We start from the raw sequence: 22,014 nt of genomic DNA, 5'->3' as shown, positions 1-22,014 counted from the left end.
TTGATTCGCTCGCTTCATCGCATCAATCACCCTGCATGCTTGACCTCGAGCGACTACAAGAATGCACTATTCGCCAGACGGCTTCGCTGGTGTCCAGACCATCGGGGCTTCAGTCGTGATCTGCAGGCGATACCTCAAGTCAGGATTCGAAGCGGCAAGGCTCAGGACCGCCAAGCCCCCCAGCTTCCGCGCGTCCTCGTCTGTAAATGGAGCGTCGGAGTGTTCAGCGGCATCCGGCGGCACGCTGATTGCCATGACGCGATCAATCGCGGTTTGAACGAACTGTCGCGGCACAACGCAGAATTTCACCTGTCCCGTGTGTTCGTCGAAAAAACTGATAAACGCGGTTTGTCGTTGACTCATCAATAACCCCTACAGGTCTGGTAATTCGCGAATGCCCGTTGCGCGCACAGCGCATAAGTGCGCGGGTCTTGGAATATTGCGCCAGCAGCAGAACAGGCTGTCATTTCCGCATGATATATCGCGTCGCACTCAGTTTCCTCGGCCGCGCTGACTCCGCGCGCCGCGATCTGCTGCACATCGCCGCTCAGCGCGTCCGGTGCGTACTCCAACGGCTTTGCATTGCCGAGATTCTGCGGCACGCGCGGACTGTTGCCAAGGAGCGAGCTTGCCATGTCCGCCTCGGCCGGTTGTTGTGTGCGGGCAGGCGCTGGACCCGAACCTTTTTCCCGTTGCTTGCGTATCGCCTCCACACACTTGCGCATGTCGTCCCGCTCGGGCACAAACAGCAGGTTGCCGTTCTTTACTTCGTCGTACAGGGCTTTGGCGACCTGATGGTTGGTCATCCTGTACATATGAAAGCGGTTGTCACTCCCCCCGACAACGGCGACAGCGACCGCTGGCTCCTTGTTATCGCGCCGCCGCTCACGACTCACTAAACCCGATGGTCACCATCACCATTGGTTTGACAATCGTTAAACAAAATATCGACCCTGTCCTATTGAATGCCCCCTCCTGTTTGCACTAGCTTGGCGCAGGGTGATCCGCAGCGCTCACCCGTCGAAGGTGGGGCCATTTTATGATTCGCTCACGAAGCGGAGAGCCGAGAGAGTCGGCATGCCCTCACCCAGAACTGCGCGCCGAAATATGGCATCGGCCTTGCGCGGCGTCAGTACAACACCAACGCGAATAACGAAGATGCAAAAGTGCGATAACCCAAGGTGTCCGGTCTGTTACCCGAACTGGAAAGAGGAAGAGGCCGCCGCAAAAAAGCGAGCGGAAGAGGACAAGCAGGACTGTATCGACTGCTGGCGCCTCTATCAGAAGAAGGCCGAGGCCATCGTATCCGTTGACGATCCGATTGGGCGTAACCGCAGCATCAATGCGGCGTATGCGCAACTCTGGTGGGATGACCGACGTTTCCAGTGGGCCGGACTCGCGGCGTTCGCGTCGAAGCAGGTAGGATGCGGGCTGCTCAATGCCGCCGAGATGATCGGCAAATCGGCTTCGGACAGCGTTGCCAATTTGCGCAAGGTAGCGAGTGTTGGCCCGGCTGCATGGATGACGGCCTACGGGGCACAGTCGGCGGTGAGTGCTGCGACCGCCGAAAGCGGTGCCAAGGTCTATCAGATGCTGGCAAAGGGCAACACGTCGCTGTTTCTCGACGTTTGGCCGCTGCATATGTTCTACAAGAAGTTTGGGCTTGCGCGATTAAAGCGATGCTTACCCGAACGCAAACTCTTGCGCAGTTCCGTCCTGTGGCCGATTGAGAACAGTGTTCCGTTCGCGGAGGAAAGGCCTCAGATTTTGAGCGCCTTCTCCGCAATTGATAGTGGCCGCATTGCAGATGGTGTCAAAGACTTCGCAATACACGAGCAAATCAACATCTTGCAACCGGCCATGTACAACGATCCAACATTCGCGTTGCTGATGCGCGCCAACCAGTTCGCATGGGCATTGCATATTCCGACTGGATCGGCGCGGGAAATCCAGCTTGCCTTTGCGAATCAGTGTACGGTGACGGGGGCCAACGCCAGGAACGAAAGATTCAGCAAGGAGCCTCTCGCAAATCTTGCCGATCCACAGCAGCGCATGACATTTGTTTTGCGAGCCGCACAGCGTTTCGACCAACTGCTACACGATCCGCTTAAGAAATATGACGTAGAAAATTCCCTTTATCTCATCGCGCATGCAAGGTAAACATGCTGAGTCGAAAAATCAGGTGGCCTAGCTATCTCGTTTGCACCGTAGTTGGCTGCGCTGCCTTATGGGGACTGCTCGCAATGGCAAAGCCTGTTGATGAGGTCGTGCTGACGCTAGGGGAACCCTATGAACAGGTGCGTAAGCAATCGCACTCGACGTTACCGCCGATTGAACCCAATACAAGCTGGGCTGGGGTGCTGATACGCCCTGCAAAACTCCGATTTGTTGATCCACACTATGATTTCGTAACGCCGGCCGCGAAGTTTTTCATGGTTCAGTACGACCAGAAAGGCAAGGTCGAATCGCTTGTACTCTCGCCGCAAGTCGAAACATTACCGCTTGATGAATCAATGGCGATCCTTACGGACCTACAGAACCAATTCAGGCGGGGCGGGTGGAAACCTTTTCACTCTTCGGCCACTCGCCCCATCGAAGACACTCAGGCGACACGCAATACAATTCGGGCGTGCGACGCACCCACGACACGATGGCAGGCCGGCAACAAATATCAGGTTTCCCTCAATATCCGGTGCTTTCGGACAGACGACCGACCAAACGACGAGCGCTACCTGATTACCCTCGACCTTAATTTTCCGGTGTTTGAGGATAACCGCGACGACTATTAACCGGTAGTTCGCGAAGCCGATGAGTACAAGTGGTCCCGCTTCGGCGGGACTTTCTGTTTAACGTCACGTAGGTCTCAGTGAGCAAAGACATGCGCCGCCGACGCTTCCATCATCGGGAGGTGCTGTTCCAAAACGTTGTCCCGCTGAGGTAGTCAGGCGACCGTCCCGCCCTTGATCGGAATGACTTCGGCCCCGGCCTTGATCCGGTCAAGGTAATCGGCCCATTCCTGCATCATCTCGCGGCGCTCGCGAATGAATTTTGTGCGGTTGTACGCCGAACCAAGGTTATCGGATACAGCGTGTGCGAGTTGATGTTCGATCACTTCGGGCTTGTGTTCCAGTTCTTCATGCAGGATCGTGCGCGCCATCGCCCGGAAACCGTGGCCGGTTATCTCGGTGCGGGTATCGTAGCCAGGCCGCCGAAGCGCGGCATTGATAGCCGCTTCGCTCATCGGGCGCTTGATATCGCGAGCGCCCGGGAACACGTAGCGGCCGCTACCCGTCAGCGCCCGCAGTTCGCGCAGGATCGCGACGGCCTGTGCCCGGTGATTGAGGCGAAATGCGTTGTCTGTGCGGGTGGTATTGCCCCAACCAGATCGCGTGCCGGATCGGTTTTGCAATAGCCCTCCTTGATCGCGAAACGGAACACGCGGCTTATTTCGCTGCGCAGACGGTGAGCGGTAAAGCGAGCGCCCCGGCTATCCACGCGTTTAAGGACCGCCAGAATCTCGGGTGCGTCAATGTCAGTAATGGGTCGCTTGCCAAGCCAGGGAAACACGTCATTCCTGAAACGCGCAAGCGTTTTTTCATACTGCCCGCTTTCAACGGACTGACCGCGCTCTTCCATCCAGGCGAGCGCAACGGCTTCGAATGAATTGGCAGCAGCAAGGCGGGAGGCGCGTTTCCCGGCCTTTTTGGCTTCCCCGGATCAATACTTGCTGCCAGTTTTTCGCGGGCGTCGTCCCGACGCTTGCGGGCATCGGCAAGCGGCACGTCTGGATAGACGCCAAGTGCGAGGCTCTTTTCCTTTCCGGCAAAACGGTACTTGAAAATCGATCGCTTGCTGCCCGTTGGCGTGACGAGCAGCAGCAGGCCATCGCCGTCGTACAGCTTCTGCTGTTTTTCACCCGGCTTCGTGTTACGGATCGTGGCATCGGTCAGCGCCATGTTTGCGTCTCCGCTTGTTGCGCCACTGCGGGGGTCGTTTTCCATCCGACGAGCGCTTGAATCGTGGAAACCCCCGAAACGCCCCCTGATGAGGGTTGTAATCAGTGGTGAATTTGAGACCATAGCAAACAAAAACCCCGCTCAGCATTATCTGGCGGGGCTTCGCGGTGAACCGTTGAAATCCGTTGGCGAGTATTTGGTGCCGGGGACCGGACTTGAACCGGCAAGCCCGAAGGCGGCGGATTTTAAGTCCGCTATGTTTACCAATTTCATCACCCCGGCAGAGGTGGCAATCGCGCGTGGTCGCGAATTCTACCATCGCCTCGCGGCAGCCCCAAAAAAGCGCCCGACACCCGCATTCATCCCCAAGTCACAAACGTTGCCGATAATCCGCTCACGAAAACGATTACAGCGGGCCGAAAACCGATGACGCCGACGATCAAGGATGTCGCCGCCCACGCGGGCTTTTCCATCGCCACGGTATCGCGCGCGATCAACGCGCCGCACACCGTGAACCCCGTCACGCTCGACAAGGTACGTCAGTCGATCGACGCGCTAAACTTCCGCCCGAGCCCGCTCGGCCGGCAATTGCGCGGCGAGCGCACGCGCCTCGTCGGTGTCGTTCTGCCGACGCTCGCGAACCCGGTGTTCGCCGAATGCCTGCAAGGCATCGACGATCTCGCGTCAGCGCAAGGCTATCGGCTGATGCTGATGACCACGCAGTACGACGTGGACCGTGAACGTCACGCAATCGAAACGCTGCGCGAGCATCGCGTCGAAGGACTGATCCTGACCGTCGCCGATGCCGACACCCATCCGCTGCTCGACGAACTCGACCGCGACGGCCTGCTATACGTGCTGATGCACAACGACACGGTGCGCCGCCCGTCGGTGTCGGTCGACAATCGCCTCGCCGCCTACGACGGCGTGCGCCGGCTCATCGCGCACGGCCATCGCCGCATCCTGATGCTGGCCGGCTCGTTCGCGGCCTCGGATCGCGCGCGTCAGCGTCATCTCGGCTACACGCAGGCGATGCAGCAGGCCGGCCTCACGGCCGCGCCCGCGCTCGAAGTCGATTTCAACGCCGACGAACTCGCGCCGTCCGTGCTCGCGCACCTGACGCACGGCGCAAACCGTCCGACCGCCCTCTTCTGCAGCAACGATCTGCTCGCGATGGTCGTGATGCGTGGCCTGCGCCGCGCGCGTCTGAGGATTCCGCAGGACATGTCGATTCTCGGCTTCGACGGCCTCGCAATGGGCGAACTGCTGTCGCCGGCGCTCGCGAGCATCTGCGCGCCGAATCGCGAAATCGGCTGTGCGGCGTGGCAGCGCTTGCTCGCACGCATCGGCGGCGCGCGCGACGAGCGCGCGTTCTGCACAACCTCGCGCGCGTTGACGCTGCCGCATAGCTTGCGCGAAGGCGCGACGATCGCGGCGCTCGGCTCGCACGCGAATCTCGACGGAGCGTCGCCGACCCACGTCCCGAGCGCTGCGGCCGCCATCGAAAAGCCGCTCGCATAAGAAGCCCAATGAAGGCACGCGCATACGCGCGCCATAGCTGTCATCCCCAACCCGCGCAACCCATCCGACACAGGGAGACCCGCAGTGCCCCGCTCAACCTCACGCTTCGCATCCTCGCTCATACCGCTGTGGCAGAAACTCTCGCGCGCCGCCGCGACCGCACTGCCGGCGAGCCTGCTCGTCGCCGGCGCGGCGCTCGTCGCGCTCGCGCCGCAAGCCGCGCGCGCCGACGAAACCGCGATCTGCTACAACTGCCCGCCCGAATGGGCCGACTGGGCGAGCCAGATCAAGGCGATCCAGCAAAAGACCGGCATTCGCGTGCCGTTCGACAACAAGAACTCGGGACAATCGATCGCGCAGCTGATGGCCGAGCAGAAAAGCCCGGTCGCCGACGTCGTGTATCTCGGCGTAGCGTCGGCGTTCCAGGCCAAGGACAAGGGCGTGATCCAGCCGTACAAGCCCGCGCACTGGGACGACATTCCCGCCGGCCTGAAAGACCCGCAAGGCTACTGGTTCACGATCCACTCGGGCACGCTCGGCTTCCTGGTCAACAAGGACGCGCTCGAAGGCAAGCCGGTGCCGCGCTCGTGGGCCGATCTGCTGAAGCCCGAATACAAAGGCATGATCGGTTATCTCGATCCGTCGAGCGCGTTCGTCGGCTATGCGGGCGCGGTCGCGGTGAACCAGGCGCTCGGCGGCACGCTCGACAACTTCGAGCCGGGTCTCGACTGGTTCAGAAAGCTCAAGGCGAACGCGCCGATCGTGCCGAAGCAAACCGCGTACGCGCGCGTGCTGTCCGGCGAAATTCCGATCCTGCTCGACTACGACTTCGACGCGTACCGCGCGAAGTACAAGGATCACGCGAACGTCGAGTTCGTGATTCCGAAGGAAGGCACGATCTCGGTGCCGTACGTGATGAGCCTCGTGAAAGGCGCGCCGCACGAAGCGAACGGCAAGAAGGTGCTCGATTTCGTACTGTCCGACGAAGGCCAGAAGCTGTGGGCGCAGGCGTATCTGCGGCCGGTGCGCGCGAGCGCGATGAGCGCCGAGACGGCTGCGCAGTTCCTGCCCGCGAGCGAATACGCGCGCGCGAAGCCGGTCGACTTCGCGAAGATGGCCGACAAGCAGTCGAGCTTCGGCGAGCGCTATCTACAGGTGATGCATTGAACGAAGTCACGTTCCCGCTGCGCTGGCGCATCGCGTTGCTCGCGCCCGCGCTCGCGGTCTTCATCGCGTTCTGGCTGCTGCCGATGATCGCGCTCGCGCAGCTCTCCGGCGGCGGCCATGCGTTCGCGACGTATCGCGCAATGCTGACGAATGCGCGTTACATGTCGAGCCTTGGCGCGACCGTCGTGCTGGCGGCGGCGGTCACGGCGGCCACGCTGGTGCTGTCGGTGATCGCGGGGCTGCTGCTCGCGCGTCGAGAATTCGCCGGCAAGCGCCCGCTGCTCGCGCTGCTGACGTTTCCGCTCGCGTTTCCGGGTGTCGTCGTGGGCTTCATGGTCATCATGCTGGCGGGACGTCAAGGGTTGATCGGCGCGCTGTCGCTGAAACTCGCGGGCGATCGCTGGGTGTTCGCGTATTCGATGAGCGGCCTGTTTCTGGGCTATCTGTACTTCTCGATTCCGCGCGTGATCGTCACCGTGATGGCTTCGGCGACCAAGCTGGATGCATCGCTCGAAGAGGCCGCGCGCTCGCTCGGCGCATCGCCGTGGCGCATCATGCGCGACATCGTGTTGCCGGCGCTGTCGCCCGGACTGATCGCGGCGGGCGCCGTGTGCTTCGCGACCGCGATGGGCGCGTTCGGCACGGCGTTCACGCTCGCCACCGACATCGACGTGCTGCCGATGACCATCTATACCGAGTTCACGCTGAACGCGAACATGGTGACGGCCGCGGGCCTGTCGATCGTGCTGGGCATCGTCACGTGGGCGGTGCTGGCGATCGCGCGCAGCGCGAGCGGTTCTGGCGTGGCGGCGAGCGCGTGAACGGCGCGTCGCCAAAGCCGCGCGTTCGCGAACGCGACGACTACCTACCTATGAACTCAATCACCGCCCCTTCGCCGTCTTCGCAACCGGCAGCGGGACCGCGCGCGCGACGCGCGTGGCCTTCCACGCGAACATGGCTCGCCGCGGGTCAATGGTTCGTCACACTGCTGCTGTGCGCGTTCCTGATCGTGCCGGTCGTCATGTCGATCGTCGCGGGGCTCACGGTCAACTACTTCAAGGGCGTGTCGAGCGGACTCACGCTGCGCTGGCTCGTCGAAGTGTGGACCCAGTATCACGACTCGGTGTGGCTGTCGCTCGAAGTGGCCGCGGCGACGCTCGTCGTCACGCTGCTGACCGGCGTGCCCGCGGGCTATGTGCTCGCGCGCAGCAAGACGCGCTTCGCACGCATCGTCGAAGAGTTTCTGGTGCTGCCGATCGCGCTGCCCGGCCTCGCATCGGCACTCGCGCTGCTGGTGATCTACGGCGGCTTCACGGCGTTTCGGATGAGCGCTGCATTCATCGTCGTCGGGCATGTGGTGTTCACGCTGCCGTTCATGGTGCGCGCAGTCGCGGCGGTCTGCGCGAGCAGCGATCTGCGCACGCTCGAAGAAGGCGCGGCGAGCCTCGGCGCGAGCTTCTTCACGCGCTTCGTCACCATCGTGCTGCCGAACGCGCGGCCAGGCATCGTCGCGGGCGCGCTCGCGGTGCTCACGCTGTCGATCGGCGAATTCAACCTCACGTGGATGCTGCACACGCCCGACACGAAGACGCTGCCGGTCGGCCTCGCCGACACCTACGCGTCGATGCGCATCGAGATCGGCAGCGCGTACACGATCCTGTTCTTCATCATGACGATGCCGCTGCTCGTCGCGATGCAATGGCTCGGCGTCGATGCGACCGGCCAGCGCAGCGCGTCGAAGAAGCGCGGCTTCGCCTCTTCCTCGAAGCCCATCGACACGCCATGAAACTGACCTCGGTTCCCATCACGCTCACGCAGTGCGCCAAAACGTTTCGCGGCACGCGCGTGCTCGAACCGCTCGACCTGACGATCGGCGCGGGCGAAACCCTCGTGCTGCTCGGACCGTCGGGCTGCGGCAAGACGACGACCCTGCGCCTGATCGCGGGCCTCGAAACACCTGACGCGGGCGGCCGCATCGCATTCGGCGACGACGACGTGACTACGCTGCCGATCGAAAAGCGCGCGGTCGGCATGGTGTTCCAGAGCTACGCGCTGTTTCCGAACCTGACCGTGCGCGGCAACATCGGCTACGGTCTGAAGATCAAGCGCGTGCCGGCCGCAGTCGCGCGACAACGCGTCGACGAACTGCTCGGCATGATGCGGCTCAACGCGCACGCCGACAAACCGATCGATCAACTGTCGGGCGGCCAGCGTCAACGTGTGGCGCTCGCGCGCGCACTCGCGGTGCAGCCGCGCGTGCTGCTGCTCGACGAACCGCTGACCGCGCTCGACGCGCGTCTGCGCGACGCATTGCGCAGCGAGATGAACGCGCTGTTGCGCGAACTCGGCATCACGACCGTCTACGTGACGCACGATCAGGCCGAAGCGATGGAGCTCGGCGATCGCATCGTCGTGATGAGCGCCGGACGCATCGAGCAGATCGGTTCGCCGCGCGACATCTACTATCGTCCGGCCAATCGCACGGTCGCGCAGTTCGTCGGCACGATCAACCGTGTCGCGGGCGAGCCCCGCGACGGCATGCTGGCGACGAGCGGCGGCGCCGTGCCGTTGCCCGCGCATGCGTCGAACGCACGCGGCGCGCACGAAATCTTCTTTCGCCCCGAGGATGCCCGGCTCACCGACCCCGCGCTCGCGCAGCTGCGCGGCCAGATCGAAAGCACCGCGTTCCTCGGCGAGCGCACGCGGCTGACGATTGGCGGTGCCGCGCCCGAGCCGCTCTTCGTCGACGTCGCGGGCCGCATCGAGCTTGCGCGCGGCACGCCGGTCGGCATCTCGATCGAGCCGGACGCACTGATTGCGCTATCGTAAGTAAAAACAGCGCCGCATCCTGGCGCCCGACACGAAGCAACCCGAAGGACCTCTGTCATGCTGCTGGCTCAAATTAGCGACCTGCATATCAAGCAACCCGGCGCACTCGCGTATCGCCGCGTCGATACCGCCCCCTACCTCGCGCGCTGCGTCGACGCGCTCAACGCGCTCACACCGCGCCCCGACGCGGTGCTGATCACCGGCGACCTCGTCGATCAGGGCGACCCGCAGCAGTACGCACACCTGAAAACACTGCTCGCGCCGCTCGCGATCCCCTACTTCCTGATGGTCGGCAATCACGACGAACGCAACGCGCTGCGCGCGGCGTTTCCCGAGCGCGAGGAATTGCTGAGCGGCGGAGAGTTCGTGCAGTACGCGCTCGACGTCGGCCCGCTGCGCGTGATCGCGCTCGATTCGCTGGTGCCCGGTTCGAGCGCCGGCATGCTGTGCGACACGCGGCTCGCGTGGCTCGAGCGGCAGCTCGATGCGGCGCGCGGCAAGCCGGTCGTGGTCGCGCTGCATCACCCGCCGTTCGCGTGCGGCATCGGGCATATGGACGAGATCCGGCTCGACCGGGCGGCGTCGCACAAGCTCGCGGCGTTGATCGCTCAGTATCCCAACGTCGAGCGCGTGCTCTGCGGGCACGTGCATCGGTCGATGTTCGTGCGCTTCGGCGGCACGATCGCGAGCGCGATTCCAGCGCCCGCGCACCAGGTGGCGCTCGATTTTCGCGAGGACGGACCGTCGGCGTTCGTGATGGAGCCGCCCGCGTATGCGCTCCATTACTACGATCCGGCGACGGGCATCGTCACGCATCATGCGTATGTCGACGCGGCCGACGGCCCGTATCCGTTCCACGATGCTGGCGCGTTGATCGACTGAACCGCCGGACACACTTCGCAATCGCCTGACACCGGATGCGCGGGTGAGCCTCGCGCGGCCGTCAGCACGAACCCCGCCGCTCCGGTATGATCGGCACGCTTGAGGACCGCGCATGGGCCGGTCCGTCGATCCGCCCTTGTCATGTCCACTTCCGACGCTTCCACTTCCGCTTCCTCCGCCCGGTCGCTGCGCGGCGTGTTGCTGCTGCTCGCGACGATCGCCGGTGTCTCGGTCGCAAACATCTATTTCAACCAGCCGCTGCTCGATAACTTCCGCCAGTCGTTTCCGGGCAGCGCGTCATGGGTCGGCGCGGTGCCGGCCGTCACGCAGCTCGGCTACGCCGCCGGCATGCTGTTGCTCGCGCCGCTCGGCGATCGCTTCGACCGGCGTCTGTTGATCCTGCTGCAGATCGCCGGCATGTGCGTCGCGCTCGTCATTGCGGCGTCGGCACCGACGCTCGCGGTGCTGATCGTCACGAGTCTCGCGATCGGCGTGCTCGCGACGATCGCGCAACAGGCGGTGCCGTTCGCGGCCGAACTCGCGCCGCCGTCCGAGCGCGGCCACGCGGTCGGCACCGTGATGAGCGGCCTGCTGCTCGGCATCCTGCTCGCCCGGACCGCGGCGGGCATCGTCGCCGAATACTTCGGCTGGCGCGCGGTGTTTGGCGCATCCGTCGTCGCGCTGCTCGCGCTCGCGGTCGTCATCATTTTGCGTTTGCCGAAGAGTCAGCCGACCTCGACGTTGCCGTACGGCAAGCTGCTCGTGTCGATGTGGCACCTGGTAACCGAGCATCGCGCGCTGCGCGAGGCATCGCTGACCGGTGCGGCGTTGTTCGGCGCGTTCAGCATTTTCTGGTCGGTGCTCGCGCTGCTGCTCGCGGGCGCGCCGTTTCATCTCGGGCCGCAGGCGGCAGGGCTGTTCGGTATCGTCGGCGCGGCCGGCGCGCTGGCCGCGCCGCTCGCCGGCAAGTTCGCCGACCGGCGTGGACCGCGCGCGATCATCACCGTGTCGCTCGTGCTGGTCGTGATCGCGTTCGTGATTTTCGGCGCGTCGGCGAAGAGCATCGCGGGCCTCGTGGTCGGCGTGATCATTCTCGACATCGGCGTGCAGGCCGCGCAGATTTCGAATCAGTCGCGCATCTACGCCTTGAAGCCCGATGCGCGCAGCCGCGTGAATACCGTGTACATGGTCGCGTATTTCATCGGCGGGGCGCTGGGCTCGGGTGTCGGCGCGATCGTGTGGCCGGTGTTCGGGTGGGTCGGCGTGACTATCGCGGGGATCACGTTTGCCGGGCTCGGCGCGTGGAATCATTTGCGGTTGCCGGCGCGGGCTGGGCATTGATATCAGGTTGACCAGCGCCATCGGGGCGTATTCGTCGGTCGAGCAATTCCCGGAGTCGGGTGGATAGTCACCGCATCTGACGTGGCAATAATCGGCCACAAGACGGTTAATGCATATAACCGCCTGATGAAACCGGAGGATCGTCTGTAATGAACGACACGTGGCTCGATCTCGCTCGGTTCATCCGCGAAATGCGCACTCCCGCCGGGCTGCCTCTCGACGACAAGCTGACCCGTGACATGGATCTGTATCACGATCTGGATTGGGAGCCAGCGAAAATCGTCGAGGTGATGCAGGCATGGGCTGAGCGCTTCCATGTGGACCTGCGCGATTTCGACGTCGCTTACCACGTTCCATCCGCCAACATGCGAAAGCGCGACATCGTCGTGGCCGCGTTGAAGTCCCCGTTCAGTTCCAGCGCGCGAGAATTGCTCGGCGGACGTTCGCTTACCCTTGGGATGCTCGAAGAAGCGATGAAGCGCGGAGCGTGGAAACAGGACTAGAAACGCCAACTACGGTAGAGTCGTTACACCCCGCCACCCCGCCCCAACGCATACTCATGCAGCGCATCGAGCACGCGATCGAACTCGAACGATTTGTCGTAAAAGTGCCGCACGCCATACTGCTCGCAGCGCTCGCGGTACGCGGGCAACGCGTGATTGGTCAGCACCGCCGCGAACATCGAATCGATCAGCCCCTCGCGCTGCAGATACGCGAGCACCGGCACGCCCGAGCCCTGCCTGAGCTGCAAATCGACGATCACCGCGTCGAACGCTTCGTCGCCGAGCAGCGCGATCGCCTGATCGGCGGAATCGGCATAAGCGGCCACGCGCAGCAGGCCCGACGCATCGATCGCCTCCACGAGGCTGCGGCGGATCAGCGGCGAATCCTCGATCAGCAGCACGCGCAACGGCGCGCGACTGGCTGACTCGGTAGCGGGGTTCGGTTCGCTGTTCATCGGAATATCTCGATCGTCCGTCATTCGATCAGGCCATTCTTGATCGCGTAATACGTGAGGTCCGCGTTGTTCGCGAGACGCATCTTCTCGAGCACCCGCGCGCGATACGTGCTCACCGTTTTGACCGACAGATGCAGCTCTTCGGCAATCTCGGTCGGCAACTGGCCGGCCGCGAGCTTGCAGAAGATCTGGAATTCGCGCTCCGACAGCGCTTCATGCGGACGCCCCGCGGCAGGCTTGTCGAGATTGTCGGCAAGCGTATCGGCGACCGCCTCCGACAGATAGCGATGCCCGCGCGCGACCGAGCGGATCGCGCGCACGATTTCTTCCGGCTCGCAGTCCTTGTTCAGATAGCCGTTCGCGCCCGCGCGCAGCAGATTGATCGCGTACTGGCTCTCGGGATAGCCCGATAGAATCAGCACGCCCTGCTCGGGACGCACCTGCTTGATCACACGCAACGTGTCGATGCCGTTCTTGTCCGGCATCGCGATGTCGAGCAGCACGACGTCGAATGCCTGCTCGCGCACGAGGCCGATCGCTTCCTCGCCGGTGGCGGCCTCGGCGGCGACGCACATGTCCGGCTCGTCGGCGACGAACTGTCTGAATCCACCTCGAACGATCGCATGATCGTCAGCTATCAGCACTCGAATCATCGGTTGGGTTCCGTGCAAAGGGAGTCACTCCGATGCGGACATGGTAATGATCCGGGGCCACGGCCGGACGCGGAATGCGAGGGCGGCTTCGCACCACAACTGCCGGCATTCCCGAGTTCGCCCGCGACCCGGTCCTTCGACGCTTGCCTGTCGCCTGGTGCGCTACTCGCGCCCCGCGAGCAGATCCGCCATATCGTCGGCATGCTCTTCTTCGACCGCGAGAATCTCCTCGAACAGCCGGCGCGTGGTCACGTCCTTCTCGCCGAGATACCGTACGATCTCGCGGTACGTGTCGATCGCGATGCGCTCCGCGATCAGGTTCTCGCGAATCATGTCGGTCAGATCGGTGCCTTCCTTGTATTCCGAATGCGCGCGTGCCTTGATGCCGTCCGGCGCGAAATCCGGTTCGCCGCCAAGCTGCACGATGCGCTCGGCGATGCGATCGGCGTGCTCCTGCTCCTCGGTTGCGTGCTCGGCAAATTCCCTCGCGACCGCTTCCGAATTGATGCCCTTCGCCATGAAGTAATGGCGCTTGTAGCGCAGCGTGCAGACGATCTCGGTGGCGAGCGCGTCGTTGAGCAGCTTGAGCACCGTCTCGCGATTCGCGCCATAGCTCTGCGTGACCGGACCATCCGACATATGCTTGCGCGCGTCCTCGCGGATCTTCATGATGTCCATCACGAACGTGTCGCCAGATTGCTTCGTCATCGAACTTCTCCTTTATCCGGTATTGGGTGAATCGCGCATCAGCACGAATCGCGCCTGATGCGCCCAGGGTGGAATGACGGCGCGCTACGAACGCGGGCGCCTCAATCGGGGATTCAAACGCCGCGCGTTCACGCGCCTCGTTGACTACCTGTTCCCACATTGCGTACTTCGCTGCCTACCTCATGTTGCGTTCATCCGGCTCGCGCGGCTAGGTTCGAAACACGCCGAGCAGCAACGTGACCACGAACACGACGAGGAAGATGTAGAACAGGATCTTCGCGATTTCGGCCGCGCCGGCCGCGATGCCGGTAAAGCCGAACACGGCTGCGATGATCGCAATCACGAAGAAGACGATGGCATAGTGAAGCATGGCATTTCTCCCTTTTGTTGGCCTTCCAATCCACTACCAGCAAATCGCTCGCCTGCTGTGAGGGCGCGGCTTGCCGCCACCGCGATGGCCGCGCTAATCGATCATTTTCTTCGTCACGACGAAGCCCAGCACGAGGAACACCACGCACAGTACGACAAAGACGAAGAACAGGAACTTCGCGATCGCCGCCGCGCCGGCCGCGATGCCGGTGAAGCCGAGAAGACCGGCGATCACCGCGACGACCGCGAAGAACAGTGCCCACTTCAACATGATGGCTTCCTCCCGAAACATTGCATGAACGATCGGGTCCATGCTATCGATGCGCGGCGCCGCGCGCATTCCGACGCTCGCCGTTTTTCGTGTGAGAATCCGCTTACATTGGATTACGACGACATTACGCGCGCGGCTTCGCGCGATGGCGGAGTCGATGCCGGTGTCGATGCCCTCTTTCTGGAGCCGAAAGTGTCGAATCTGCAGAACCCACCGGAACAACCTGGCGCGCGCGCCACGGCGCGGCTCGCCGAGTGGATGCGCAATCGCAGCTGGGCGATTGCGATGACGGTGGCGATCGTGATCACGGTGGGAGGCCTCGTGATTCTGGAGACCGCGCGTCAGCGCATCACCGCCGAGTATGAGACCGCGCTTGAAGCGCGCGACGTCACCGTGCGACTGAGCACACTCGCGAGCGAGCTGTCGCGCCTCACCGCGCAACAAAACCAGTTTCTTCTGACGAAGGACGACGCCTCCGCCCACGCGTTCTGCGCGAGCGCCGCGCGCATCCGCGACACCACGCAGCAGTTGGACCACTTCTATCGCGGCGGCCGCGCGGACAGCGCGGAACTCGCGAGCTTCACACAGATTCTCGCGCTGATCGACGCGCGCATCGGCGCGGGCGCCGCCGCGATGCGGCACGCCGCGCCGCATCCGCTCGATCTCGGCGCATGCGGGAGCGCGAGCGACGTCAACCCGGCGGACGCGTCGTTGATCGACAGTACGCTCGCGCTGCTGCGCGACAACGAGGAGCGCCGCGCTCAGCACGCGCTGGCCGCGAGCCGCGCCGACCAGCGGCTGTCGACGCTGTGCGCGGCGGGTCTGTCGGCGCTGAACATCGTGCTGTTCATTCTGCTGTTTCGCAATCTCGGCATCCAGATCGACCGGCAGGCGCGCGCGCAGCGTCAGTTGATCACGCAGCAGGAGGAACTCGACCAGCTCGTCAACGAGCGCACGCGGCAGCTCGAAGCGCTCGGCTGGCATCTGCAGGCGGTCAGCGAAAACGAAAAGACCCAGCTCGCGCGCGAGTTGCACGACGAACTCGGCGCGATTCTGACCGCATGCCGGATGGACGTCGCATGGGCGCGCCGCAAGCTGAAGGACAGCGAGCCGGACATCGCCGACAAGCTGCAGCGCGCGCTCGCCAATCTCGACCAGGGCATCGCGTTGAAGCGGCGCATCATCGAGGACATGCGGCCGACCGTGCTGGCCAATTTCGGGCTCGTTACCGCGCTGCGCACGCTCGCCGACGAAGCCGCGCAGCGCAACAACTGGACGCTCGAGCTGCACCTGCCCGCCGACGATATCCAGCTCGACGAGCAGACCGAAATCGCGCTGTTTCGGGTCGCGCAGGAATCGCTGACGAACGCCGCCAAGTACGCGCGGGCCTCGAAGGTCGGAATCGCATTGCGGGTCGGCGACGGCGAGGTCGCGCTGCATATCGCGGACAACGGCGTCGGCATCATGCCGGCCGATCTGAAGCGCACGCATACGCACGGCCTGCTCGGCATGCGTCAGCGCGTGGCCGCGCACGGCGGGCGCTTCGACATCCGCCGTGGCGCGCAAAACGGCACCGACATCGACGTCGTGATGCCGAGCGCGAGCGCCGCGACGCCTTCGGTCGATCAGCCGCCGACGTCGCCGGCCACGCCGCCCACTTCCTCGCAAAGCCCCGTCTGACAGATGCTCGCCGCAGCGCCCCCAAGCCGTTGTAGGAGTGCGCCGACGCCAACACCGGAGCACGCCTACGACAAAATCGCGGCACGGCCGACAGCGCCGCCCCCGCCCTTTTTTTACCATGCAAACAGGCCGGTTCGAAACCGGATCGAGACCTGATCGACTGGCATGGCCCCGGTCGGACGACATCAACCGATGCATTCTCGACAAGGAGAAGTTTCATGACTCGACTGATCGCTTTGCTTGTGCTCGCAGGAACTGCCATGCTTGTCACCGGCTGCAACACGATGGCGGGCGCTGGCGAAGATATTTCGAAGGGCGGCCACGCCATCACGAACGAGGCGGATAAGGCGAAATAAGCCGGCACATGGCAGCAGGATTTGCAAAGCCCGTCGCGGGATGCCGCTGCGGGTTTTTTTCGGCGGAGCTGACGGCAAGGCTTTGGCAGCGGGCGCGCGGTTCGCCGAGAACCGCAGCGCTATCAGGCGCTGCGCTTCTTCCGGTAATCGAACCAGAAAGACATGGCGACGCTGATCAGAATCACGATCGTCGCGATTACCGTCGAGCGGGTGACCGGCTCGCCGAGCAGCAGCGCGCCCAGCGCGACCGCGACGACCGGATTCACGTACATGCAGCTGCTCGCGATGATCGGGCTCGTGTGGCGAATCAGATACCCGTACGCGACGTACGCCGCCATCGTCCCAATCAACATCAGATACAGGAACGCGACGAGAGGCAGAAAATGCAGCTCGAGCATCCGCTCGCCCGACGCCCATGCGACCAGCGTCGACATCGCGCCGCCGAGGCCGATCTGCAGCGAGGTCGACAGAAACAGGTCCGACGGCAGCTTCAGTTGCCCGGCCAGATGCGCGCCGCCGGCCCAGAACAGCGCGCCGCACAGAATCGCGAGACTGCCGCCCGTCGAGCCCGGCGTGCTGTCGCCGTGACTCAGAATCACGATGCCGGCGAGCCCCAGCCCGACCGCGAACCATTCGCCGCGGCCGATCTTGCGTCCGGCGACGGCCGCGATCACGGTCGCGAACAGCGGCACGGTCGCGACCATCACGGCTGCGGTGCCGGTGCCGACCGTGCGCATGCCGTAGGCGAGCATGCCGCTCGACAGACCCACCAGCATGGTGCCGACGAGGCCCGCGTTGCGGATTTCGGCGAAGCTCGGCCAGATCGGCTTGCGGCGCGCGGCGAACACGAACAGACCGATGCCGGCGAACAGGTTGCGCAAGCCCGACATCAGTAGCGGCGGGAACGAGCCGAGCGCGACGTGCACGCCGAGGTACGTCGAGCCCCACACCAGATAAACGACGGCAAGCGCGAGCGCGATCCGCCCGTTGCGCGACTGCGGCAGACGCAGCGGCCAGCCGCGCGGAGAAAAAGCTGAACGTTGCAGCGACATGCTTCAGTCCGCCGTCGCCACTCGACCCGCGCGATGCGCTCGATGCCCGCGAGGCGCCGAGCCTGCGTCGATACCTTTCGGGCGGGATGGCGGGCACCGCATCGGTGATGCGGTCGGACGGGCGAGGCTGGCGGACATGTCGGTGGAACGGGAAGACGATGGGCGGCGCCGGAAGCGCCAGAAACGGCGGTAGCGGCCGCGCCGGTCAGAACGACACGATGCAACGCGGCCGCGCTGCGCGGCGGCAAGGTTGGCAAAGCCGCGGCGCGCACCGCATTATGCAGTAAGCGCCGAGAACGCCACGCGGCAGAATCGTAACTTTTTGGTTTCCCGCAACAGAAAAGCCGGGGACGCATCCCCGGCTTGCGGTCAGTGTCGGATCCTTTCGATGCGCGGTCATGCATCGAAAGGATCGCTAAGCACGCTCGGCGCCGACTCAGTTGCCCATCGCGCCCGACGCCTCGTGTTTCATCGCGTCGCCGCCCTTTTTCATCGAGCCGTGCTTCATCGTGTCCTTTTTCATGCCGTCCTTCGACATGCTGTCTTTGGACATCGAATCTTTCGACATCGCGTCCTTCGACATCGCATCGTTGGACATCGCGCCGCTCGCCTGCGCGAAGGCCGTGCCGCCGCTTGCCAGCATCAACAACGCGATCGTGGTAACTGCAATCTTCTTCATGGGATGACTCCTTGGTGGTGGATGAATCGAAGCCGGCGAGAGCCGGCGTGCTTCCGAAGCCGCTGCCGCAAGCGCGCGTGCGCCCGCATGCGTCAGGAGCCTCCGAACCAGTTGTAGCCCTGGTCGACCCAATAGCCGCCGGGATACGTGTTGGTGACGAATACTTCGACGATGTGCTTCGGATTCTTGTAGCCGAGCTTGGTCGGCATGCGCAGCTTCATCGGGTAGCCGTATTTCGCGGGCAGCCGTTCGCCGTCGTAGGAAAACGTCAGCAGCGTTTGCGGATGCAAAGCGGTCGGCATGTCGATGCTTTCGTAGTAGTCGTCCGCGCATTTGAAGCCGACGTACTTCGCCGTCGTGTCCGCGCCGACGCGCCGCAGAAAATCGCCGAATGGCGTGCCGCCCCAGCGGCCGATCGCGCTCCAGCCTTCGACGCAGATATGTCGCGTGATCTGCTCCGCGTGAGGCAGCGCGTACAGCTCGGGCAGCGTCCACACGCGCTGGCCGGTTACGAGACCGCTCAGCCTCAATTGATAATCTGAGCCGTCGACGTGCGGCACGTCGTTGATGCCGTAGTACGCGTTGAATGGAAACGGCCGCGTGATCTGCGCTTCGGTGTAGGTCGGCGCGAGCTGCTTCGGATCGAACAGCGCGGCCTGCGCGCGATCGTTCAGCCGCGACACGGCTGTCAGGAAACGGTTCACCGAAGCGTCGTCGGTCAGCGAGCAGCCGGTCAGCATCGACAGGCCGCCGAGCGTCAAGAGCTGCTTGCCGAACAGGCGTCGCGACGGCATCGCCAGTTCGCGCTTCGCATCGAGCAGGATCGACGCGCGGTCGAGCTTGTGGCTCACACGATGTGTGGATGGGTCCGCTGGTTTCTCTATCGGCTTGTTCATGATTCGGTATCCGTTTGGAATTCGCGTTGCGATTTCATGAGCGTGAGCATGCGCGTGGGTAGCCGCGGGCTCAACGTCCGCGCAACATCGCGAGCAACGAGCGCGGCACGAGCGCGACCATCGCCAGATGCACGGCGAGAAACGCGGCCAGCAGCGACATCGCGCTGAAGTGCACGATGCGCGCGTTGTCGTAGCCGCCCATCAGTTCGCGCAGCAGCGGAAACTGCACCGACTTCCAGATCGCGAGCCCCGATAGCACGAGCACGATCAGATCGGCGATCGCGAACAGGTAGGCGAATTTCTGCACCGCGTTGTAGACGCGCAGATCGCCATGCGAAAGCTTCCCGCGCAACGCGGCGACGAAATCGCGCAGTACCGAGCGCGGCGTCAGCGGCAGGAACTTGCGCACCAAACGCCCGCTCGCGAGATTCAGCGCGATATACACGAGGCCGTTGAACACCAGCAGCCACATCGCCGCGAAGTGCCATTGCAGCGCGCCGCCGAGCCAGCCGCCCAGCGTGATCGCGGTCGGGAAGCTGAACGCCGGGAAGATCGGCGACGCGTTGTAGATGCGCCAGCCAGACAGCATCATCACGATCGCGGCGAGCGCGTTCAGCCAATGCGTGATGCGCAGCCACAGCGGATGAATGACGCCGCGCTTCGGCGCGGTGGGCGCGGCGGGTGCGCTGGGGCGCAAGGCGTGGGGTGTGGACATGGGGCTCTCCTCGAGCAGCGGTAGTGAATGCGGCGCGCGCGGTGTCGATCAACGGCACGCGGGAAGGTCGGTCGCTTGCAGCACGTCGCCGCTCGCGTCGCTTTCGACGAACGCGACCACGCCGAAGCGGCCGGCGGCGTTGGCGCTCGGATCGGCTTGCGCATCGACGCTCGCAGCGTGTACATCGATGTCCTGATGAATCCGCGCGTGACCGGAGACGAGCGGCACGGGCCCGAACCAGGCGCGCACGACGCGCTCGTGATGCAGCGTCGCGCCGCGGTTTTCGCCCGCGCCGACCTGCGTCGTCAGCGCGTTCTCATAGATCGCGAGATAGGCGCTCAACGCACCCGTGGCGGCGGCTGCCGTCGTGCTGAACTGCGCATCGACATCGAACGCGCCGGGCGCACGCGGGCTCAGCGCAAGTGCGATGCTCGCCTGGGCGGGTTCGGCGACGAGCTCGTCGATACGGCGCTCGAAACTGTCGCGTTGCGACCAGTCGCGCAGCTCGCGGCCCGCGACGAACACTTCCGGCGTATAGAGCGTGTGCGCGCCCGCGAGACGCGTCAGCGTTTGCTGACGTTCGGTGAAGCGATGCTGGGAAAAGCGGTCGGTCCAGCCGAGGCTGTTCCAGTAGTCGACGTGCAGCGCGAGCGGCACGATGCCGTGCGCGGCACCGTTGCTTTTCCATTGACTGAGCCAGCGGTCGGCGGGCGGGCAGCTATCGCAGCCCTCGCTGCTGTACAACTCGACGAGCGCGACGCGGTGCGCGGGGCTGTGCGTGGCGCATAGGGGCCCGGCCGCGTCGGCCGCACTGATGCCAGAACCGCTCAGCAGAAAAAGCGCGAGGCCGACGGCGGGCGTCGAAAAAGTCGTAAAGCGCTGAAGTATCGAGCGATTGTGCGCGGTCGACATGACGTGCTCCGATCGTAATCTGCACGTTTGTCGAGCCGCGCGGCCGGTTATGACAAGCCTCTTTTAATTTTTTTTCCGGCATGGGATGAGCCAGCCAAAGCTCGCCCGCGACTCAGTCGTAACTGACCACCACCGTCACGCGCGTGTCCGTATCGGTGCGCTTCGCGTTCAGCGACAGCACGCCGCCCGCGCGACCGACCGCGTAGTGGCCGTCGCGGGCCGTCGCGACGCGCCCGGTGCCATCGACGAAGCGCGCCGCCACCAGATCGCGCGACTGCGTGCCGCCGTTCACTTCGAGCGCGACATCGGCCCCGCTGACGACGCCCGGCGGCGCGCTGAACGTCACCGTGCGCGAGAAGCGCTGACCCGCCACGCTCGCGCTACCGACGGCGACGCCAGGGGGCGCCGTATCCACGCTGATCTGCATCGGCGGTGCAACGATCATCCCCACGAACCGGATCACGCCGCCCGTCACCGTCGATGCCGCCGGCGCCGCCAGCGGCGCGGCAAGCAATGCCACCCCCGCGACTGTGCGACCGAACGTTCGCCACCGCCTGCTTTCCGCTTTCATGTGCACCTCTTTGTCAATCGGCGCGAGCCGCCTCGCGCCATTCACGCGCCATCCCGCGAATCGCTTCGCTGAGTGCGGCCTTCGCTGCACTTTGTTTAACGGCAATCCTCTGACTGGCTTGAACGCAATGCGGACCACACCGCTTTCTTCTCGCACCGCACAAAAACGGTCAATCGACGGGCGCGACGTCGCAAACGGAGCTGCGTGAGACAGCGTGCTAACATCAAACTTTCGTCTCGCTGCTGCCGCGCGGCCTCACGCTTTGTCGCCCGGCACCTCTCGATCGCTCTTCCCCAACACCTGGTCGTTTTGCCCGTGACTTCTCTGCGTCGTCCGACTTTCCGTGCTCTCGCCCGCTTGCGCCCATGCCGCGCAGGCGAGTGCGCGCGCGCGGACGTCGCGTCGCACGGCCCCGGCGAGACGTCCCGAACGGTCCCGCTTCACGCCGCCCGGCGCCCTCGCTGACGCAGCCCGCCAATACCCAGGGCCGCGTCGCCG

25 protein-coding genes, 1 tRNA gene and 2 pseudogenes are annotated in these 22,014 nt (G+C 64.1%); 13 read left to right on the top strand and 15 right to left on the bottom strand.

The annotated features are described in order from the left end of the window. Positions 1–66: 66 nt before the first annotated feature. On the bottom strand, positions 67–363 hold the full coding sequence (locus HDG37_RS13470) for a hypothetical protein (protein ID WP_184048042.1): 297 nt from the start codon (positions 361–363) through the stop codon (positions 67–69). After that, positions 363–806, bottom strand: coding sequence for a hypothetical protein (locus HDG37_RS13465; RefSeq protein WP_184048039.1), 444 nt, complete (start codon positions 804–806; stop codon positions 363–365). Before HDG37_RS13465 ends, HDG37_RS13470 begins: the two co-directional genes overlap by 1 nt. Positions 807–1,158: 352 nt before the next feature. On the opposite strand from HDG37_RS13465, the gene HDG37_RS13460 reads away from it, so the two are divergent. Next, positions 1,159–2,160 carry a DUF2515 family protein gene (locus tag HDG37_RS13460; protein ID WP_184048036.1) on the top strand — a complete coding sequence of 334 codons (1,002 nt, stop codon included), beginning with the start codon at positions 1,159–1,161 and terminating at the stop codon, positions 2,158–2,160. An 83-nt stretch (positions 2,161–2,243) separates the two neighbouring features. Continuing rightward, positions 2,244–2,789: a flagellar biosynthesis sigma factor gene (locus HDG37_RS13455; protein ID WP_260334772.1), complete on the top strand. Its 546-nt coding sequence runs from the start codon at positions 2,244–2,246 to the stop codon at positions 2,787–2,789. Between the two features lie 152 nt (positions 2,790–2,941). Here the strand turns inward: HDG37_RS13455 and HDG37_RS13450 are convergent. Both HDG37_RS13450 and HDG37_RS13445 read right to left on the bottom strand, forming a co-directional pair. Beyond that, positions 2,942–3,956: pseudogene (locus tag HDG37_RS13450) on the bottom strand (tyrosine-type recombinase/integrase). Between the two features lie 197 nt (positions 3,957–4,153). Continuing rightward, a tRNA-Leu gene (locus tag HDG37_RS13445) sits at positions 4,154–4,238 on the bottom strand. A gap of 144 nt (positions 4,239–4,382) precedes the next feature. Between HDG37_RS13445 and HDG37_RS13440 the strand changes: the two genes are divergently transcribed. The 9 genes and pseudogenes from HDG37_RS13440 (at position 4,383) to HDG37_RS13405 (ending at position 12,199) form a co-directional block, all read left to right on the top strand. Further along, positions 4,383–5,477 carry a LacI family DNA-binding transcriptional regulator gene (locus HDG37_RS13440; protein WP_184048030.1) on the top strand — a complete coding sequence of 365 codons (1,095 nt, stop codon included), beginning with the start codon at positions 4,383–4,385 and terminating at the stop codon, positions 5,475–5,477. An 84-nt stretch (positions 5,478–5,561) separates the two neighbouring features. After that, positions 5,562–6,644, top strand: coding sequence for an ABC transporter substrate-binding protein (locus HDG37_RS13435; RefSeq protein WP_184048027.1), 1,083 nt, complete (start codon positions 5,562–5,564; stop codon positions 6,642–6,644). Beyond that, complete coding sequence (locus tag HDG37_RS13430) at positions 6,641–7,465, top strand: ABC transporter permease (protein ID WP_184048024.1); 825 nt, start codon at positions 6,641–6,643, stop codon at positions 7,463–7,465. The genes HDG37_RS13435 and HDG37_RS13430 overlap by 4 nt, the downstream gene beginning before the upstream one ends. Positions 7,466–7,515: 50 nt before the next feature. Continuing rightward, a complete protein-coding gene (locus HDG37_RS13425; RefSeq protein ID WP_184048020.1) occupies positions 7,516–8,430 on the top strand; it encodes an ABC transporter permease in 915 nt (304 codons plus the stop codon). Further along, positions 8,427–9,473 (top strand): ABC transporter ATP-binding protein, encoded by a 1,047-nt coding sequence (locus tag HDG37_RS13420; RefSeq protein ID WP_184048017.1) that lies wholly within the window; start codon positions 8,427–8,429, stop codon positions 9,471–9,473. Before HDG37_RS13425 ends, HDG37_RS13420 begins: the two co-directional genes overlap by 4 nt. A gap of 57 nt (positions 9,474–9,530) precedes the next feature. Next, entirely contained in the window at positions 9,531–10,355 is an 825-nt protein-coding gene (locus tag HDG37_RS13415) for a phosphodiesterase (protein WP_184048014.1), read from the top strand. 141 nt (positions 10,356–10,496) lie between these two features. Next, complete coding sequence (locus tag HDG37_RS13410; protein ID WP_184048011.1) at positions 10,497–11,696, top strand: MFS transporter; 1,200 nt, start codon at positions 10,497–10,499, stop codon at positions 11,694–11,696. A gap of 18 nt (positions 11,697–11,714) precedes the next feature. Next, positions 11,715–11,846, top strand: a pseudogene (locus tag HDG37_RS40310) (STM2901 family protein); the annotation flags it as partial. Then, complete coding sequence (locus tag HDG37_RS13405) at positions 11,846–12,199, top strand: DUF1493 family protein (RefSeq protein ID WP_184048007.1); 354 nt, start codon at positions 11,846–11,848, stop codon at positions 12,197–12,199. The pseudogene HDG37_RS40310 and the gene HDG37_RS13405, both read left to right, overlap by 1 nt. Before the next feature lie 23 nt (positions 12,200–12,222). On the opposite strand, the gene HDG37_RS13400 is transcribed toward HDG37_RS13405, so the two are convergent. From HDG37_RS13400 to HDG37_RS13380, 5 genes are all read right to left on the bottom strand, one after another. Continuing rightward, the gene (locus HDG37_RS13400) at positions 12,223–12,654 is read right to left on the bottom strand and encodes a response regulator (protein ID WP_184048004.1); all 432 of its coding nucleotides are present in this window, start codon (positions 12,652–12,654) and stop codon (positions 12,223–12,225) included. A gap of 20 nt (positions 12,655–12,674) precedes the next feature. Further along, entirely contained in the window at positions 12,675–13,307 is a 633-nt protein-coding gene (locus tag HDG37_RS13395) for a response regulator transcription factor (protein ID WP_013089872.1), read from the bottom strand. Between the two features lie 162 nt (positions 13,308–13,469). Beyond that, entirely contained in the window at positions 13,470–14,015 is a 546-nt protein-coding gene (locus tag HDG37_RS13390) for a bacterioferritin (protein ID WP_184048002.1), read from the bottom strand. 208 nt (positions 14,016–14,223) lie between these two features. Continuing rightward, on the bottom strand, positions 14,224–14,385 hold the full coding sequence (locus tag HDG37_RS13385; protein ID WP_006052455.1) for a DUF1328 domain-containing protein: 162 nt from the start codon (positions 14,383–14,385) through the stop codon (positions 14,224–14,226). A 93-nt stretch (positions 14,386–14,478) separates the two neighbouring features. Beyond that, positions 14,479–14,655 carry a DUF1328 family protein gene (locus HDG37_RS13380; RefSeq protein WP_129961306.1) on the bottom strand — a complete coding sequence of 59 codons (177 nt, stop codon included), beginning with the start codon at positions 14,653–14,655 and terminating at the stop codon, positions 14,479–14,481. Positions 14,656–14,679: 24 nt separating this feature from the next. On the opposite strand from HDG37_RS13380, the gene HDG37_RS13375 reads away from it, so the two are divergent. Together HDG37_RS13375 and HDG37_RS13370 are read left to right on the top strand one after the other, a co-directional pair. Further along, the gene (locus HDG37_RS13375; RefSeq protein ID WP_260334764.1) at positions 14,680–16,335 is read left to right on the top strand and encodes a sensor histidine kinase; all 1,656 of its coding nucleotides are present in this window, start codon (positions 14,680–14,682) and stop codon (positions 16,333–16,335) included. A gap of 218 nt (positions 16,336–16,553) precedes the next feature. Beyond that, entirely contained in the window at positions 16,554–16,691 is a 138-nt protein-coding gene (locus tag HDG37_RS13370; protein WP_018421109.1) for an entericidin A/B family lipoprotein, read from the top strand. 122 nt (positions 16,692–16,813) lie between these two features. On the opposite strand, the gene HDG37_RS13365 is transcribed toward HDG37_RS13370, so the two are convergent. The 6 genes from HDG37_RS13365 to HDG37_RS13340 form a co-directional block, all read right to left on the bottom strand. Continuing rightward, positions 16,814–17,743 carry an EamA family transporter gene (locus tag HDG37_RS13365; protein WP_184047999.1) on the bottom strand — a complete coding sequence of 310 codons (930 nt, stop codon included), beginning with the start codon at positions 17,741–17,743 and terminating at the stop codon, positions 16,814–16,816. A 436-nt stretch (positions 17,744–18,179) separates the two neighbouring features. After that, a complete protein-coding gene (locus HDG37_RS13360) occupies positions 18,180–18,422 on the bottom strand; it encodes a pentapeptide MXKDX repeat protein (protein ID WP_184047996.1) in 243 nt (80 codons plus the stop codon). 92 nt (positions 18,423–18,514) lie between these two features. Then, positions 18,515–19,318, bottom strand: coding sequence for a molybdopterin-dependent oxidoreductase (locus HDG37_RS13355; RefSeq protein ID WP_184047993.1), 804 nt, complete (start codon positions 19,316–19,318; stop codon positions 18,515–18,517). A 70-nt stretch (positions 19,319–19,388) separates the two neighbouring features. Beyond that, positions 19,389–20,033 (bottom strand): cytochrome b/b6 domain-containing protein, encoded by a 645-nt coding sequence (locus tag HDG37_RS13350; RefSeq protein WP_184047990.1) that lies wholly within the window; start codon positions 20,031–20,033, stop codon positions 19,389–19,391. A gap of 48 nt (positions 20,034–20,081) precedes the next feature. Next, positions 20,082–20,945, bottom strand: coding sequence for a thioredoxin family protein (locus HDG37_RS13345; RefSeq protein WP_184047987.1), 864 nt, complete (start codon positions 20,943–20,945; stop codon positions 20,082–20,084). A 112-nt stretch (positions 20,946–21,057) separates the two neighbouring features. Then, positions 21,058–21,516 carry a hypothetical protein gene (locus HDG37_RS13340; protein WP_184047984.1) on the bottom strand — a complete coding sequence of 153 codons (459 nt, stop codon included), beginning with the start codon at positions 21,514–21,516 and terminating at the stop codon, positions 21,058–21,060. Between the last annotated feature and the right edge of the window lie 498 nt (positions 21,517–22,014).

The sequence above is a fragment of the Paraburkholderia sp. MM5384-R2 genome, assembly GCF_014201025.1.
In the GTDB taxonomy this organism is placed as follows: Bacteria; Pseudomonadota; Gammaproteobacteria; order Burkholderiales; family Burkholderiaceae; genus Paraburkholderia; species Paraburkholderia tuberum.
Note: the sequence above shows the minus strand (reverse complement) of the source record. Positions and strands in the feature narration are given on the sequence as shown.

Excerpts from the sequence above, each read along its gene's own strand:
- HDG37_RS13440 (WP_184048030.1), top strand. The coding sequence starts at position 4,383 with ATGACGCCGACGATCAAGGATGTCGCCGCCCACGCGGGCTTTTCCATC.
- HDG37_RS13360 (WP_184047996.1), bottom strand. The coding sequence starts at position 18,422 with ATGAAGAAGATTGCAGTTACCACGATCGCGTTGTTGATGCTGGCAAGC.
- HDG37_RS13390 (WP_184048002.1), bottom strand. The coding sequence starts at position 14,015 with ATGACGAAGCAATCTGGCGACACGTTCGTGATGGACATCATGAAGATC.
- HDG37_RS13420 (WP_184048017.1), top strand. The coding sequence starts at position 8,427 with ATGAAACTGACCTCGGTTCCCATCACGCTCACGCAGTGCGCCAAAACG.
- HDG37_RS13340 (WP_184047984.1), bottom strand. The coding sequence starts at position 21,516 with ATGAAAGCGGAAAGCAGGCGGTGGCGAACGTTCGGTCGCACAGTCGCG.
- HDG37_RS13400 (WP_184048004.1), bottom strand. The coding sequence starts at position 12,654 with ATGAACAGCGAACCGAACCCCGCTACCGAGTCAGCCAGTCGCGCGCCG.
- HDG37_RS13460 (WP_184048036.1), top strand. The coding sequence starts at position 1,159 with ATGCAAAAGTGCGATAACCCAAGGTGTCCGGTCTGTTACCCGAACTGG.
- HDG37_RS13405 (WP_184048007.1), top strand. The coding sequence starts at position 11,846 with ATGAACGACACGTGGCTCGATCTCGCTCGGTTCATCCGCGAAATGCGC.
- HDG37_RS13370 (WP_018421109.1), top strand. The coding sequence starts at position 16,554 with ATGACTCGACTGATCGCTTTGCTTGTGCTCGCAGGAACTGCCATGCTT.
- HDG37_RS13425 (WP_184048020.1), top strand. The coding sequence starts at position 7,516 with ATGAACTCAATCACCGCCCCTTCGCCGTCTTCGCAACCGGCAGCGGGA.
- HDG37_RS13395 (WP_013089872.1), bottom strand. The coding sequence starts at position 13,307 with ATGATTCGAGTGCTGATAGCTGACGATCATGCGATCGTTCGAGGTGGA.
- HDG37_RS13350 (WP_184047990.1), bottom strand. The coding sequence starts at position 20,033 with ATGTCCACACCCCACGCCTTGCGCCCCAGCGCACCCGCCGCGCCCACC.
- HDG37_RS13410 (WP_184048011.1), top strand. The coding sequence starts at position 10,497 with ATGTCCACTTCCGACGCTTCCACTTCCGCTTCCTCCGCCCGGTCGCTG.
- HDG37_RS13375 (WP_260334764.1), top strand. The coding sequence starts at position 14,680 with ATGAACGATCGGGTCCATGCTATCGATGCGCGGCGCCGCGCGCATTCC.
- HDG37_RS13455 (WP_260334772.1), top strand. The coding sequence starts at position 2,244 with ATGGCAAAGCCTGTTGATGAGGTCGTGCTGACGCTAGGGGAACCCTAT.
- HDG37_RS13470 (WP_184048042.1), bottom strand. The coding sequence starts at position 363 with ATGAGTCAACGACAAACCGCGTTTATCAGTTTTTTCGACGAACACACG.
- HDG37_RS13415 (WP_184048014.1), top strand. The coding sequence starts at position 9,531 with ATGCTGCTGGCTCAAATTAGCGACCTGCATATCAAGCAACCCGGCGCA.
- HDG37_RS13385 (WP_006052455.1), bottom strand. The coding sequence starts at position 14,385 with ATGCTTCACTATGCCATCGTCTTCTTCGTGATTGCGATCATCGCAGCC.
- HDG37_RS13380 (WP_129961306.1), bottom strand. The coding sequence starts at position 14,655 with ATGTTGAAGTGGGCACTGTTCTTCGCGGTCGTCGCGGTGATCGCCGGT.
- HDG37_RS13355 (WP_184047993.1), bottom strand. The coding sequence starts at position 19,318 with ATGAACAAGCCGATAGAGAAACCAGCGGACCCATCCACACATCGTGTG.
- HDG37_RS13365 (WP_184047999.1), bottom strand. The coding sequence starts at position 17,743 with ATGTCGCTGCAACGTTCAGCTTTTTCTCCGCGCGGCTGGCCGCTGCGT.
- HDG37_RS13465 (WP_184048039.1), bottom strand. The coding sequence starts at position 806 with ATGACCAACCATCAGGTCGCCAAAGCCCTGTACGACGAAGTAAAGAAC.
- HDG37_RS13345 (WP_184047987.1), bottom strand. The coding sequence starts at position 20,945 with ATGTCGACCGCGCACAATCGCTCGATACTTCAGCGCTTTACGACTTTT.